This is a genomic window from Exiguobacterium sp. s123, assembly GCF_018617075.1.
GTDB lineage: Bacteria > Bacillota > Bacilli > Exiguobacteriales > Exiguobacteriaceae > Exiguobacterium > Exiguobacterium profundum.
Genome location: NZ_JACSJL010000007.1, coordinates 55,734 through 71,191, shown reverse-complemented (window position 1 = coordinate 71,191; position 15,458 = coordinate 55,734). Strand labels below are relative to the sequence as shown.

Here is a 15,458-nt window from a genome sequence, read left to right as displayed (position 1 = left end):
TTTGCCTTTCCTTGAAAGGTGGCACCACTTCGGTTAAACTGTACATTAGGGAAAAAACATGCATTTTTTAGTGAGTGCAGAGGAGATATGAGTATGGCGAACTTTTTGAAAGAGTTATTTGCTCCACAGAAACGAATGTTGAAAAAAGCAGAGAAAGCGGCCGACTTGATCGAGTCGTTCGCCGAACCAATCAAAGCATTGTCCGACGAACAGCTTCAGGCGAAGACGGAAGAGTTCCGGGAACGTCTGGCGAAAGGCGAGACACTTGACGACCTCTTGCCGGAGGCGTTCGCGGTCTGTCGTGAGGCATCGGAGCGTGTGCTCGGGATGCGTCATTACCGTGTCCAGCTCATCGGGGGCTATGTGCTCCATAACGGCGACATCGCCGAAATGAAAACCGGTGAAGGGAAGACGCTCGTCGCGACACTTCCTGTCTACTTGAACGCGCTCACTGGCCGTGGCGTACACGTCGTAACGGTCAACGAATATTTGGCGAAACGAGATAAAGAACTCATGGAGCCGCTCTACTTCGCACTCGGTCTCTCGGTCGGCCTCAACGTGTCGAACATGGACCGTGTCGAGAAACAGGCGGCCTACAACTGTGATATCACGTACTCGACGAACAACGAGCTCGGGTTCGACTACCTCCGTGACAACATGGTCCTTTATAAGGAAGACCGTGTTCAACGCGAGCTCTACTACACGATCGTCGATGAAGTCGACTCGATCCTCGTCGATGAGGCGCGTACTCCGCTCATCATCTCAGGATCGGCTCAAAAGTCGACTGAACTCTACACGCGCGCGGATGCGTTCGTCCGTACGTTGAAAGAAGGAGACGATTATACGGTCGACGTGAAGACGAAATCGGTCCTCTTGACGGACCAAGGGGTCGACCTCGCCGAGAAGTTCTTCGGCATCGACAACCTGTTCGCAATCGAGCACGTCGCCGTCAACCATCACGTCGGGCTCGCCCTTCGTGCAAACGCGGTCATGCATCACGATATCGACTATATGGTACGTGAGGGGCAAGTCATGATCATCGACCAATTCACGGGTCGTGTCATGGACGGACGCCGCTACTCGGAAGGTCTTCACCAGGCAATCGAGGCGAAAGAAGGCGTCGAGATTCAACGCGAATCGATGACGCTCGCCACAATCACGTATCAGAACTACTTCCGGATGTACGAGAAACTTGCCGGGATGACCGGTACAGCGAAGACAGAGGAAGAAGAGTTCCGTAACATCTACAACATGCAAGTCGTGACGATTCCGACGAACAAACCGATTCTCAGGGACGACAAGGCAGACCTCATCTTCAAATCGATGGAAGGCAAGTTCAAAGCCGTCGTGGAAGAGATTTCGGCAGTTCACGCGACGGGACAACCGATCCTCGTCGGTACGGTCGCCGTCGAGACATCTGAATACTTGAGCAAGCTTTTGACGAAGAAGAAGATTCGTCACGATGTCTTAAACGCGAAGAACCACGCGCGTGAGGCGGAAATCATCGAGAACGCCGGTCAAAAAGGTTCCGTCACGATTGCGACGAACATGGCCGGTCGTGGTACCGACATCAAGCTCGGAGAAGGTGTCATCGACCTCGGTGGTCTTTACATCATCGGGACAGAGCGTCACGAATCACGCCGAATCGATAACCAGCTACGTGGTCGTGCGGGCCGTCAAGGGGACCCGGGTAAATCCCAGTTCTACTTGTCACTCGAAGACGAGCTCATGCGTCGCTTCGGAACGGATAGCCTCCAAAGCATGATGGAGCGTCTCGGGATGGATGACACGCAACCGATTGAGAGCCGCATGGTCTCGAAAGCGGTCGAGTCAGCGCAAAAACGTGTCGAAGGAAACAACTACGATGCGCGGAAGCAGCTTCTCGGTTATGACAACGTCATGGCGGACCAACGGAAGGTCATGTACAAGGACCGCTCGAGCATCCTCGAGAACGAGTCGGTCACGGATATCGTCCGTTCGATGATGGCACAGACGGTCGAACTCGGTGTCGGTCAATACACGCCGATCGAACTCGTACCGGAAGAATGGAACATCGACGAGCTCGCGCACTGGGCCAACCAGACGCTCGCGCTCGAGAAGACGGTCGAAGGCAAAGACTTCTACGGCAAAGAGCGTGAAGAAATCATCGAACTCCTCATGGAGCGCGTGAACGAGCAGTACGAGGCGAAACGTGAACTCGCACCACCGGAACGCTTCAACGAGTTTGAGAAGATCATCGTGCTCCGTGCCGTCGACTCGCACTGGATGTCCCATATCGACCATATGGACCAGTTGCGCCAAGGGATTCATCTCCGCGCCTACGGACAGAACGATCCGCTTCGTGAGTACCAAGCGGAAGGGATCAACATGTTCGACGCGATGAATGCGGCAATCGCAGAAGAAGTGACAGGCTTCGTCCTTCGTGCCGAAGTCGGGGACAACCTCCGCCGCGAGAAAGTCGTCGAAGAGGAAGTCGCCGTCTCAGGCAAGAGCGATGCGCAGGTCAAGAAAAAGCCGGTCCGTCGTTCGAAAGAAGACAGCATCGGCCGGAACGACCCGTGCTGGTGCGGTTCTGGCAAGAAGTTCAAGAACTGTCACGGTAGACAACAGGCTTAATTATTGAAGAGGCGGGTCCGCTCGCCTCTTTCCTACGGAAAGGTGAATCACACTATGGAAATTTCAGATATTCGGAACGAACTAGAGGCGATGGCGAAACGCCTCGAGAATTACAGAGCGTCTCTCAACTTGACAGAGAAAGAAGCACGTATCGCCGAGCTTGAGAACGAGATGACGTATCCTGACTTCTGGGACAACCAGGAGAAGGCACAAAAAGTTATCGACGAGTCAAACGGACTCAAAGCGATGGTCGACAAGTATCAAGACCTCGCCAATCAACATGAGGACGGCGAAGTGACGCTCGAACTCATCAAGGAAGAGCCGGACGCCGAGATGCAAGAAGAGCTCGGGGAATCGATTCAAGCGCTCAAGAAGGAGTTTGATGACTTCGAACTCGAGATCCTCTTGAACGGACCGTACGACGCGAACAACGCCATCCTCGAATTGCACCCGGGTGCGGGCGGTACCGAGTCACAGGACTGGGCATCGATGCTCCTTCGGATGTATCAACGTTTCGCTGACAAACAAGGCTGGAAAGTCGAGACGGTCGATTACCTCCCGGGTGAAGAGGCGGGCGTCAAGTCGGTCACGCTCCGCATCGTCGGTCATAACGCATACGGCTACTTGAAGGCGGAGAAAGGGATTCACCGCTTGGTCCGCATCTCGCCATTCGACTCGTCAGGTCGTCGTCATACGTCGTTCGTGTCATGTGACGTCATGCCGGAATTCGATGACGACATCGAGATCGAAGTACGGACAGAAGACCTCCGTATCGACACGTACCGTGCATCAGGTGCCGGCGGTCAGCACATCAACACGACGGACTCTGCCGTCCGGATCACGCACGTGCCGACGGGCGTCGTCGTTTCGTGTCAGACCGAGCGCTCACAGATCAAGAACCGTGAGTCGGCGATGAAGATGTTGAAAGCGAAATTGTACCAACGCGAACTCGACGAGCAGCAACGAAAACTCGACGAGATCCGTGGGGAAAAGACGGACATCGGTTGGGGTAGCCAAATCCGTTCGTATGTCTTCCACCCGTATTCGATGGTCAAAGACCACCGGACGAACTATGAAGTCGGGAACACGAGTGGCGTCATGGACGGCGACGTCATGCCGTTCATCGATGCCTACCTTCGTAAAACAAATATGTGATGCATGTGGCTCAAAGACACCTGTCTTTGGGCCATGTTGTGTGTAAAGGAGACTTTCTTTAATGAAGCAAATCGTCAAAGACTATCTGTATTTGTTGACCGGCTCAGTGTTCGTCGCCTCGGCCTTCAGCTTATTTCTGTTGCCAAACAATCTGGCATCAGGCGGGGTGAGCGGGATCTCGGTCATCACGTATGAGCTGTTCGGCATCTCGCCGGGGGCGTTCCAGCTCGTGGCTAACGTGTTACTTTTGATTATCGGTTGGGCCATCCTTGGACTCGGCTTCGGGGTGAAGTCGCTCGTCGGCTCCATCTTCTTACCGGGTGTCATTCTTTTCTATGAGGCGATCGATGCCGGTGCGGCCGTGGACGATACGCTCCTCGCGGCCATCTTCGGTGGTGTCGGCGTCGGGGTCGGACTCGGGCTCATCTTCCGGGGGCGCGCCTCGACAGGGGGGATGGACTTGATCGCGCAGGTCTTACATAAGTTCACGCACATCCCGCTCTATCTCTGTATCGCCATCCTCGATGGCATGGTCGTCTTGACCGCGGCCTTGACGTTCTCGTTCACGACCGGACTCTATGCACTCATCGCGTTATTCATCACGGTCAAGATGATCGACTTCGTCCAGCTCGGGTTCACACAGGACAAGATGGCTTACGTCATCTCGGAGAAGCGGGACTTTATCGTCCGGGCCGTCTTCGAGGAGCTTGACCGCGGAGCGACAGAGATCCAAGCGATCGGAGCGTATTCACGTCTCGACCGTCCGATGCTCATGATCGTCGTCCGTCAGAGCGAGGTGAGTCGATTGAAGGAAATCATCCGTCGGATCGACCCAGAGGCGTTCCTCGTCTTCAGTGAGGCACATGAGGTGCTCGGACAAGGGTTTACGTCTGATAAGCGTTACATCAACGTGCCGTAAGTTGTGGAATCTTTGTGTACTTTTCGTGAGATTAGGTTAGAAAACATACGTTAACGGCTATAATGGTAAATGTAGGTCATTTCTACAACTTAGGAGGGGAACGTGGTTATGAAAAAATGGATGATGGCCATCGGCCTCGGCGCCATGCTGACACTCGGCGCATGTGGCGGCGGTGAAGAAGAGGATACATCGAGCAACGGGGATTCGGGCTCGAACACGGCATCGGTTGACGCGGAAGCGGTATACGCACAAAACTGTGCGGCATGTCATGGTGCGAACCTTGAAGGAATGAGTGGTCCGTCACTCGAGCAAGTCGGTGCTCGTCTGTCGGCAGAAGAGATTGAAAACGTCATTCGAAACGGTCAAGGCGCGATGCCTGCGAACGTCATTGAAAAAGACGAAGAGATCACAGCGGTCGCCGCTTGGCTCGCTGAGAAAAAATAAGATTCGACAGCATGAGGTGGAACACACCTCATGCTTTTTTGTTTTGGGTGTTAAGGCTTGGGGAAATATTGTTAAGGTAACGTGAGACATAGTGGAAATGGAGTGATGACGATTGAAGACGAAACTGATTGACTGGCCGACTTTTATCGGCTCGTTTGTATTACTGTTAGGGGTGACGTTACCGCTCATCTTCTTCCCAGAGACCGGTAAAGCGTGGGTCGGTGCGGCGAACGAATACATGACCTCTAACTTCGGCATGTTGTACTTAGCAATGGGCTTAGGTGCGTTCGGATTTTTGATTTTCATTGCCTTCAGTAAGAATGGTCATATCAAATTAGGTCGTGAAGATGAAGAACCCGAATTTAGTACATTCTCTTGGGCGGCGATGTTATTTGCTGCCGGCATCGGGTCCAGCATCCTCTATTGGTCCGTCATCGAATGGGTCTATTACTATGAAGGTCCGCCGTTCGGGCTGACACCGGAGTCACCGGAAGCGATTCAATGGTCGACAGCATATGGGATGTTCCACTGGGGACCGATCGCTTGGGCAATCTATACGTTACCGGCACTGCCGATCGCTTATTTCTTTTACGTCCGTAAGAAATCCGTCTTAAAGGTAAGTGAAGCGGTACGTCCCGTTATCGGAAAATGGGCAGATGGACCCCTCGGTAAATTGATTGATATCTTATTTATCTTTGGATTATTAGGTGGTGCCGGGACGACGCTCGCCCTCGGTACCCCGATGATTGCCGAAGGGGTCAACGAACTGACAGGGATTCCCGTCACGCTCGGGATGCAGGCCGTCATCATGTTGATTTGTACGGTCATCTTCGCCATCAGTTCTTACATTGGACTGAAGGGTGGCATCAAAGTACTCAGTGACTTGAACATCTGGCTCGCCCTTGGGATTTTGACGTTCGTGCTTATCTTTGGTCCGACTCGATTCATTATGGAGACGACGTTCAATGGAGTCGGAATCGTCATGGATAACTTTTTCCGGATGGCAACGTGGATGGAACCGTTCGGTGACTTCGGTGGCTTCACATCGACCGGGTTCCCGGAATCGTGGACGGTGTTCTATTGGGCATGGTGGCTTGTCTATGCACCATTCGTCGGATTGTTCGTCGCCCGTATCTCACGCGGTCGTACGATTCGGAATATGATCTTTGGGACGATGGTGTACGGAACGCTCGGATGCATCTTGTTCTTTGGGATTCTCGGAAACTACGGGCTCTACCTTCATCTAAGTGGGACGTTCGATGTTGTCGGGTACATGGCGGCGAATGGCCCGGCACCTACAATCATCGCCATCATCGGCCAATTGCCTTTCGGGAAAGTCGTCATCGGCGTCTTTACGCTTCTTGCCATTATCTTTTTGGCGACAACGTTCGATTCATCATCATACATCTTGGCATCGGTCACGCAAAAACATGTCGAGGATGAGCCGATTGTCTGGAACCGTCTCTTTTGGGCGTTCGCGCTTGCTATCATGCCGCTCACGCTCATGTTCCTCGGCGGACTAGAGACGCTCCAGACAGCGAGTATCGTCGGTGGATTCCCGCTTATCCTCATCATGTTCCTTCTTGCTTGGTCATTCGTCCGCGTATCGAGTCGGGATATCCGGGCTTCCGATGACTATGAATCCTCAACGATCCATATCAAGTATCGGAAACGGAAAAAGTCGCCGTTTGATGCATTGAAAGAAAAACCACACGATTAAATGTGGCGTATTGGTGAAGGGTGTTCCTTAGGGAGCACCCTTTTGAAGTGCGGTTTCAACATTCTCTGGGAGATTAAGAAAGTGAGGTTCTTCGCGACATTTTCACATCGAACTCAATCGAACTGAAACAATCCTGTAATGGTGTTTTAAAAGTCGGATTGATATAATTGTAGTCGCTTCAACATATGCCCTAGATGATTTTTTGACCAGGCTAACATAAAAAAGCGACACCTTGACAGAGGGAGCCGTTTCCTGTAAAAAAGACTCTAGGCGAAATATACAGTAACTAAAATAATCGATTCAAATTCGTCATAGATGCTTAAAAATAATTTAAAAAGGGTAGGGAATACGTTATGATCTCGATGCAAAAAGTCAGTAAAGTATATCCGAACGGCGTCGTCGCCATGGATGACCTCGATCTAGAAATTCGCGACGGCGAGTTCCTTTATGTCGTCGGGCCTTCCGGTGCCGGAAAGTCGACGTTCATGAAGATGATTTATCGTGAGGAGAAGCCGACAGCCGGTCAATTGTTGATTGACGGACTCGATGTCGGGAAAATTAAAAACCGACACGTACCGAAGCTACGCCGTCAACTCGGCGTTATCTTCCAAGACTTCAAATTGTTGCCGTCACTTACGGTATATGAGAACGTAGCGTTCGCATTAGAAGTTGTAGGAGCGGACACGTCTTCGATTCGGAAACAAGTCATGGATGTGTTGAACCTTGTCGGATTGAAGAACAAGGCGCGCAACTATCCCGACGAACTATCAGGTGGAGAACAACAACGTGTCTCGATTGCTCGCGCAATCGTCAATAAGCCAAAATTGATCATCGCCGATGAGCCGACAGGGAACTTAGACCCGGAAACAGCATGGGGCATCATGGAAGTGTTTGAAGAGATTCACCGCCGCGGAGCCACAATCGTCATGGCGACACACAACCGTGACATCGTCGATAAGATTCGTCACCGCGTCATCGCGATTGAGAACGGGAAAGTCGTGCGCGATGAAGAGAAAGGAGCATATGGCTATGATATTTAAGACTGGATTGCGCCATTTGCGTGAAGGGTTCAAAGGAACACTTCGGAATGGATGGATGTCGTTCGCGGCGATTAGTGCCGTGACCATTACGTTGCTACTTGTCGGTGTATTCGCACTCGTCATGTTCAACATCAATGAAATTTCAGATAACGTCGAAAATGATGTCGAGATTCAAGTGTTCATCACTCGTACAGCGGATGAGAACTCGGTTGAGAAACTCGGGGAGAACATTGAACAGGTGCCGGGTGTCTCGACGGTCACGTTCAGTTCAAAAGAAGATGAGCTAGCGAAGTTCCAAGACCAGCTTGGCGATGATGCGGCTGCATACGGAACGGTTGAAAAAGACAACCCGCTCCACGCCCGCTATATCGTCAAAGCACAAGACCCGACAGAACTAGAGGAAGTGGCCAAATCGGTCGGTTCACTCGATAATGTGGACGATGTGAAATACGGAAAAGACTACATCGATAAAATGTTTGCCTTCTTCAACGGGATTCGCATCGGTGGACTCGCGTTGATTGTCGGTTTGACATTGATGGCGATGTTCTTGATCTCAAATACGATTAAAATGACAATCTTCTCGCGTCGCCGTGAGATTGAAATCATGCGACTCGTCGGAGCGAAAAACAGCTTTATCCGCTGGCCGTTCTTTATCGAAGGATTGCTCCTTGGAATGCTTGGGGCTCTCGTCCCGATTCTTGTCATTTATTTCGGATATGACGTTGCATATAGTGCTTTACAACCATCGCTTGATCAATTGAATAGTGATATATTTAAGTTGATTGATCCATCGACGCTAACAGTCCAAGTATCGCTTGTTTTACTTGCACTCGGTGCGTTCATCGGAATCTGGGGATCGACGACATCGCTCGGTCGTTTCTTGAAAATCTAACTTAAATAAGGAGGAGTTGGCGGATGAAACGTTCGCTTGCGCTAGGGTTGTGTGTATCGTTACTTGCCATGCCGGTCATGGCGACAGAGAAAGACACGTTGAAAGCTCGACAAGATCAACTGTCCAATGAGTTGGAGGAGTCGAAAAAAGCGCAGGCCGAGACGGATGCCGAACTCGAGATCACCGAGGCAGAGCGTGATGCCGTGAAGACGGAAATACACGTCGTCGACGACCGGTTGAATGAATTGAGCGAACAAATCGCCATTCAGCAGCATGAGGTCGATACAGCCCGGGCAGAACTCGAGTCGACCCGCCAACAACTTTCCGTTCAGGAAGAATACTTGGAAAGCCAGAAGGAACTCGTGAACGAGCGCCTTCGCGTTTTGCAAGTACATGAAGACACTTCCTATTTACAAGTCATTTTTGAGTCCCGTTCCTTCGGCGACTTCGTGACACGGGCTATGACGGCCCGCACGATCGCTGAACAGGACCGGGAGCTCATACATAATTATATGAGTGAGATGGAACGTTTGGAGTCGCTCGAGTCGACACAACGTACCCAGCTCTCTTTCATCAAGCAAAAAGAGCGCGAGCTCGTCATCACCAAGCAAGACCTTGACCGGACGGCCGAGAAGAAACGTGACCTGTTGGTTGAACTGAACGAACAAGTAGAGCAGCTCGAGCTCGAAAAGATGACGCGCAGTGAAGAGCAGGCGGTCATGGCTGAACAGAACCGCATCATCAGTGAACAACTAGAGGCGATTGCGACTGCCGAACGAGAAGCCGCAGAGGCGGCGGAACGTGCCAAACGTGAAGCTGAGGCGCGTGCCGCTGAAGAGCGAGCACAAGCAGAAGCGGAAGCCCGTGAGTCGGAGGTCGAGGAGGCACCAGAAGTGACCGCACCAACCGAAACACCGACGAATGTGTCCACGTCCACGGGATTCGTTCGTCCTGTGTCCGGTTATGTGTCTAGTCCGTTCGGTCCACGAGACAACCCGTTGACAGGTGTGCCGGAGATTCACAAGGGCATCGACCTCGTCAATGCGTCTGGAACACCAATCGTGTCAAGCGCACCAGGTGTCGTCATCAAGGCGGCACCGGCGACCGGATATGGAAATGTCGTCTTCGTTTCGCATGTCATCAACGGTGAGATTTGGACGACCGTCTATGCCCATTTAAATGCGATCACAGTCGGAGCCGGTCAACAAGTGGCGGCGGGACAGACGGTCGGAACGCTCGGCAATACCGGCTGGTCGACCGGTCCCCATCTTCATTTTGAGTTACACCGAGGAAAATGGGCACCGGGACAGCCGAACGCGATTGACCCAGCCCCGTATATTGGATACTGACAGAAGCGGACGCGTCCCAAATATGTGGAACGCGTCCGCTTTTCCTCTAGTTTTTGCTATACTAATGAAAAGACTTACAAAGAGAAATGAGGGACCAACCCGTGAAAAATTCAACCGCAGGACTACTCGCTGGCACAACGTTCGTGGCTGGGGCCGGTGCAGGCCTTGCGACGATGGCGTTTACAGACACATCGCTTCCCATTCAAACGAATGCGGAAGGCTGGGATAAAGTCGACCAAGTACGTAATTTGATTGAAGAACATTCGTTACAGGACATCTCAGAAGACGATTTATTGACCGGTGCGCTCGACGGGATGACCGCAGCGCTGAACGACCCGTATTCGGATTTCTTGGATGCGGAAGAAACGTCACAATTTACGGACTCGATTGAATCGAGTTTTGAAGGAATCGGCGCGACTTTGGAGAAGAAAGGAGAGGACATCCTAATTGTCGCTCCGATCAAAGGCGCTCCGGCTGAAGAGGGGGGACTTCGTCCTGGCGACATCATCACAGCGGTCGACGGGGAGTCGATCGAAGGGATGGATGTACAGGAAGCCGTCCAATTGATTCGAGGCGAAAAAGGGACGACCGTCACGTTGACGATTCGCCGTGGCAGTCAGACGGCGGATTATGAGATCACACGTGACACGATTCCAATCGAGACGGTCTTCTCTGAAGTGAAAGAGAAAGACGGTAAAAAGATTGGGTATCTCCAAGTCACCCAATTCTCAGAACCGACGGCTGATGAATTCCTCGAACAACTCGAGCAACTCGAGTCAGAAGAAATCGATAGCTTGATCATCGATGTTCGTGGAAATCCGGGAGGTCTCTTGCCTGCCGTCATCGAGATGTCGGAAGGGTTCGTCCCGACCTCAAAACCGGTCGTCCAAATCGAGAATGCGGACGGTGACCGTGATGCACAAAACGGTCGCGCTCGTGAAGCGAAACCGTATGACCTGTTTGTCTTGACGGATGAGGGTTCTGCCTCGGCATCTGAGATTTTGACTGGTGCGATGAAAGAAGGAGCAGGCGCGACCATCATCGGGACGAAGACGTTCGGAAAAGGTGTCGTCCAGACGGCGTTCGACTTAGAGGACGGCAGTAACTTGAAATTGACGACGAGCAAGTGGCTCACACCGGACGGAAATTGGATTAACAAGAAGGGCATCGAGCCGGACATTGAAGTGGAGCAACCGGACTTCTTCAACGTGACCCGTGTCCTGACAGAAGAAGAGTCGCTCCAAGTCGGAGATTACGGTGACGCCGTCTCGAACTTGCATAAAATTTTAACTGGAATCGGCTATGAGCCAGGCGGTCAGCCGGGATATTACGGGGACACGATGGCGAACGCCGTGAAAGCATTCCAGACAGACAATGGTCTCGAGGCTTCTGGAACTGTCGATGAAGAGACAGCCTCTGCACTCGAAGCGAAGTTGCTCGAAGCGATTCAAGATGAGGCGAATGACGCCCAATTGAATCGTGCGCTTGAAGAAGCCGCAAAATAACGTTGTATGAAAGAAAGGGTTGGACCGCGTGGAAGTTGTACGAATGGGTGTTACGGCTTTATTGACGTTGTTAGGTAGTCCGCTGTTTTGGGTGACACTTGTCGCCCTTACATACATATCGCTGACACGGGTCAAGCGAGAACGGGCCATGTTCCGTTCGAGACGTCGCTCACCGAAGTCGGAATGGAGACATTTCATCTGGCCGAGTCTTCTGTTAGCGGTCCTCTCATCGGCCGTGACGATTTTACTCGAGACGACCATCACGTTTGAGTGGGCCGTCTCGTTCACGATTCTCTATACGCTCGTCGTCTTGACGATGCATCCGCGATTCTTTAATCCGGTGCTGCCTCTTCTCGTGTTGTTTGGGGTCGTCTTGTTACGCGATGTTGTCGCATATGGGGTGCTTCGTGATTGGGTAGCAGCACTCGCTCAGGTCGATTGGACGGTCTATGCGCTCACATTCGGCCTCGTCACCCTTGCTGAAGCGATTCTCTTGCGCTGGAACGGACCAAAAGAGACATCCCCGACCTTGATCTTGTCGAAACGGGGGCAGTTTATCGGAGGGCATGTCGTCAAACGGATTTGGTTTTTCCCGCTCGTCGTCTTCGTGCCACCGATGTTCGGTCTCGACTGGCCGATGGTGCCCATCATTCTTCCGATTCCCATCGGGGTCAGTTTATTGTCGACCGGCGCCCTACCAGGAACGCTTCTCGCACGACTGAGCAATTATCGTGCCGTACTCGCTTTGATCGCTCTCGGTCTATTCGGCCTCTCATATGCGTTTGAGATTCCATATGTCGACTATGTAGTATTGACGCTATTCGTCCTCTATGAGCTCGGCTTACAATGGATCAAACGCGAGAATCGGGGAACGACACCCGTCTTCATCAACGGAAACCGTGGGGCGGTCATCGTCGACACGCTACCGAACTCGCCTGGAGAGGCGATGCAGCTCATCCCGGGTGAATCGATCTATAAAGTCAACGGGACGGTCATCACCGGAGGGCACAGTTTTTATGAGGCGCTCCAGCAACATAAGCCATACATCAAGCTGGAAGTGTTGAATCTGAACGGAGACATCCGATTCGTTCAACGGGCGATGTATGAGACCGATCCACATGAGCTCGGGATTTTGTTCGTCGGGGAACCAACGAGCCCGAGAGTTCGCTTACGTAAACTGTAAGAGTATCCGTCATGGGTACTCTTTTTTGCATACAAAAAGGGCACCTGCAAGGATGCCCTTTCGTCTTATACATCAAGTTTTGAAGGTTTGAATGCCATTGTGGCTTCGACAGCGTGTTGCCATCCTTTGTATAGGGCTTCACGGTGAGACTCGTCCATGTTCGGATCGAACTTCTTATCGAGTTTCCACTGGTCTTTGACTTCGGCTTGGTCTTTCCAGAATCCAACGGCGAGACCCGCCAAGTAGGCGGCACCGAGTGCAGTCGTTTCACTCACTTCAGGACGTTCGACCGGGACGTTGAGAATGTCCGATTGGAACTGCATGAGGAAGTTGTTGCTGACGGCTCCACCATCGACGCGGAGCGTCTTCAAGTTGATGCCTGAGTCATTTTCCATCGACGTGAGGACGTCACGTGTCTGGTAAGCGAGTGACTCGATTGTCGCCCGGACCATCTGTTCTTTCTCTGTCCCACGCGTGAGACCGAAGATGGCACCACGGACGTCAGAGTTCCAGTACGGGGCACCGAGACCGACGAAGGCAGGAACGACGTAGACACCGTCAGTTGATTCGATCCGTGTCGCATACTGTTCCGAGTCTTTCGCTGATTTCAACATTCGTAATCCGTCACGGAGCCACTGGATTGCAGAACCGGCGACGAAGATCGAACCTTCGAGCGCGTATTCTACTTTCCCGTTATAGCCCCAAGCGATTGTCGTCAAGAGACCGTGATCAGATTTGACGGCTTCTTCTCCCGTGTTCATGAGCATGAAACAACCTGTTCCATACGTGTTTTTCGCCTCACCTTTTTCGAAGCAAGTTTGTCCGAACAAGGCGGCCTGTTGGTCACCTGCAGCTCCGGCAATCGGGACTTCGAATCCGAAGAAGTGGTATGGAATCGTGTTCGCATAGACTTCACTTGACGGTTTGACTTCAGGAAGCATTGATTTTGGCACTGTCAAGATGTCGAGTAACTCGTCATCCCACTTCTGCTCGTAGATGTTGTACATGAGTGTACGCGATGCGTTCGAATAATCGGTTACGTGTGCTTTTCCACCAGAGAGTTTCCAGATGAGCCACGTGTCGATTGTCCCGAAGAGGAGTTCGCCGTTCTCAGCTTTTTCACGTGCACCCTCGACGTTGTCAAGAATCCATTTGACTTTCGTTCCTGAGAAGTAGGCATCGATGAGGAGACCTGTTTTGTCGCGGACCATATCGGAATGACCGGCTGCTTTCAGCTCTTCACAGATGTCGGCGGTTTGACGGGATTGCCAGACGACGGCGTTATAGACAGGGCGTCCTGTTTCCTTCTCCCAAACGACAGCTGTTTCACGTTGGTTCGTGATCCCGATTCCGGCAATCTCATTCGGGTCGATATCAGCAGAACCGAACGCTTCCGCCATAACGGCGAGGACAGACCCCCAAATCTCATTGGCGTTGTGCTCGACCCAGCCTGGTTTCGGGAAGTATTGTTTGAATTCGCGCTGTGCGACTGTGACAATTTTTCCATCATGATCAAAGATGATTGCTCGTGAACTTGTCGTTCCTTGGTCCAATGCTAAAATATAACGTTTTTCTTTCGCCATATGTGATTTCCTCCTTCAAAATTATGTGTTAAGGGACGAGAATACCGTAGATGAGTGCGGCAATAATCGCACCGATAATCGGACCGACGACCGGGATCCATGAATAACCCCAATCTGAAGATCCTTTTCCTTTAATTGGAAGGAATGCGTGTGCGATACGTGGCCCAAGGTCACGTGCCGGGTTGATCGCATATCCCGTCGTACCACCGAGCGAAAGACCAATCGATACAATCAAGAAACCAACGATGAGTGGATTGAGTCCGTCTGCGAATGTGTTTGCCCCGAATGACAACAATGCAAAGACAAGGACGAATGTTCCGATAATCTCACCAATCAAGTTGTACGGCGTGCTTCGAATACCTGGAGCTGTCGAGAACGTCGCCAGTTTTAAACCAGGATCGTCTGTCGCATCATAGTGCGGCTTGTAGTGGACATAAACCAAACATGCCCCGATGATGGCTCCAATAAACTGAGCGAGGATATAAAGTGGGACATCAGCCCATGGGAATTCGCCTGCTGTCGCGAGACCAATCGTGACGGCAGGGTTGATGTGAGCGCCTCCGTAAATTCCGGCTGCGTAGACCCCGACCATAACGGCAAGACCCCAACCCATTGTGATGACAATCCAGCCAGAGTTTTCCGCTTTGGAATGGCGGAGGACGACGCCGGCGACGACACCGTTACCGAGCAGAATCAATAGCATCGTACCAATAATTTCACTGACAAATGCTGACATGTGATACTCCCCTTTCTCCCTTATGCAATTTGACTTACCACTTCATTATATGCCCAAAATGTAAGCGTTTTAAAACAGTGTTTTTTAAAAATCCTACTTTTTTCCTACAAATGTTCACATTTACAGCTGTAAACTTCGCAAAAGAATTAAGAAGCAGAGCGAAACGTTCACGAAGTGGATGGTTTTTTCGGATATTTCAAGCATTCCAATTTACTAGGGACATAGTCCAATCTGAAAAGTGCAATGCTTTATGCCACAAAAGTGATTCTGTTGAAATCTTGATGTGATGATTTGGATGGAACAAGATGTTTCTTTT

Annotated in this window: 12 protein-coding genes; 10 read left to right on the top strand and 2 right to left on the bottom strand. The window is 51.5% G+C overall.

All coding sequences use genetic code 11. The features are described 5' to 3' along the window. The first annotated feature begins 93 nt into the window (after nucleotides 1-93). The 10 genes from secA to KNO72_RS12405 all read left to right on the top strand — a co-directional run bounded on the left by secA (nucleotide 94) and on the right by KNO72_RS12405 (nucleotide 12,823). Nucleotides 94-2,616 (top strand): preprotein translocase subunit SecA, encoded by a 2,523-nt coding sequence (secA, locus tag KNO72_RS12450; protein ID WP_214758326.1) that lies wholly within the window; start codon nucleotides 94-96, stop codon nucleotides 2,614-2,616. A 54-nt stretch (nucleotides 2,617-2,670) separates the two neighbouring features. Continuing rightward, the gene (prfB, locus tag KNO72_RS12445; protein ID WP_012726943.1) at nucleotides 2,671-3,771 is read left to right on the top strand and encodes a peptide chain release factor 2; all 1,101 of its coding nucleotides are present in this window, start codon (nucleotides 2,671-2,673) and stop codon (nucleotides 3,769-3,771) included. Nucleotides 3,772-3,832: 61 nt separating this feature from the next. Then, nucleotides 3,833-4,690, top strand: a complete 858-nt coding sequence (locus KNO72_RS12440) for a YitT family protein (protein ID WP_031422849.1) — start codon at nucleotides 3,833-3,835, stop codon at nucleotides 4,688-4,690. 108 nt (nucleotides 4,691-4,798) lie between these two features. Next, nucleotides 4,799-5,134, top strand: coding sequence for a cytochrome c551 (cccB, locus tag KNO72_RS12435; RefSeq protein WP_031422851.1), 336 nt, complete (start codon nucleotides 4,799-4,801; stop codon nucleotides 5,132-5,134). Nucleotides 5,135-5,246: 112 nt separating this feature from the next. Continuing rightward, entirely contained in the window at nucleotides 5,247-6,854 is a 1,608-nt protein-coding gene (locus KNO72_RS12430) for a BCCT family transporter (protein ID WP_078147322.1), read from the top strand. A 353-nt stretch (nucleotides 6,855-7,207) separates the two neighbouring features. Then, complete coding sequence (gene ftsE / locus KNO72_RS12425; protein WP_078147321.1) at nucleotides 7,208-7,894, top strand: cell division ATP-binding protein FtsE; 687 nt, start codon at nucleotides 7,208-7,210, stop codon at nucleotides 7,892-7,894. Beyond that, complete coding sequence (gene ftsX, locus KNO72_RS12420; RefSeq protein WP_031422854.1) at nucleotides 7,884-8,786, top strand: permease-like cell division protein FtsX; 903 nt, start codon at nucleotides 7,884-7,886, stop codon at nucleotides 8,784-8,786. Before ftsE ends, ftsX begins: the two co-directional genes overlap by 11 nt. Nucleotides 8,787-8,809: 23 nt before the next feature. After that, entirely contained in the window at nucleotides 8,810-10,135 is a 1,326-nt protein-coding gene (locus KNO72_RS12415; RefSeq protein WP_214683866.1) for a murein hydrolase activator EnvC family protein, read from the top strand. A 101-nt stretch (nucleotides 10,136-10,236) separates the two neighbouring features. Next, on the top strand, nucleotides 10,237-11,640 hold the full coding sequence (locus KNO72_RS12410; RefSeq protein WP_214683868.1) for a S41 family peptidase: 1,404 nt from the start codon (nucleotides 10,237-10,239) through the stop codon (nucleotides 11,638-11,640). A gap of 28 nt (nucleotides 11,641-11,668) precedes the next feature. Then, the gene (locus KNO72_RS12405; RefSeq protein ID WP_240499842.1) at nucleotides 11,669-12,823 is read left to right on the top strand and encodes a PDZ domain-containing protein; all 1,155 of its coding nucleotides are present in this window, start codon (nucleotides 11,669-11,671) and stop codon (nucleotides 12,821-12,823) included. A gap of 65 nt (nucleotides 12,824-12,888) precedes the next feature. Here KNO72_RS12405 and glpK read toward each other — a convergent pair whose 3' ends face one another. Together glpK and KNO72_RS12395 are read right to left on the bottom strand one after the other, a co-directional pair. Continuing rightward, nucleotides 12,889-14,406 (bottom strand): glycerol kinase GlpK, encoded by a 1,518-nt coding sequence (glpK, locus tag KNO72_RS12400; RefSeq protein WP_078147317.1) that lies wholly within the window; start codon nucleotides 14,404-14,406, stop codon nucleotides 12,889-12,891. Between the two features lie 28 nt (nucleotides 14,407-14,434). Next, a complete protein-coding gene (locus tag KNO72_RS12395) occupies nucleotides 14,435-15,142 on the bottom strand; it encodes an MIP/aquaporin family protein (protein ID WP_047795079.1) in 708 nt (235 codons plus the stop codon). Nucleotides 15,143-15,458: the final 316 nt, after the last annotated feature.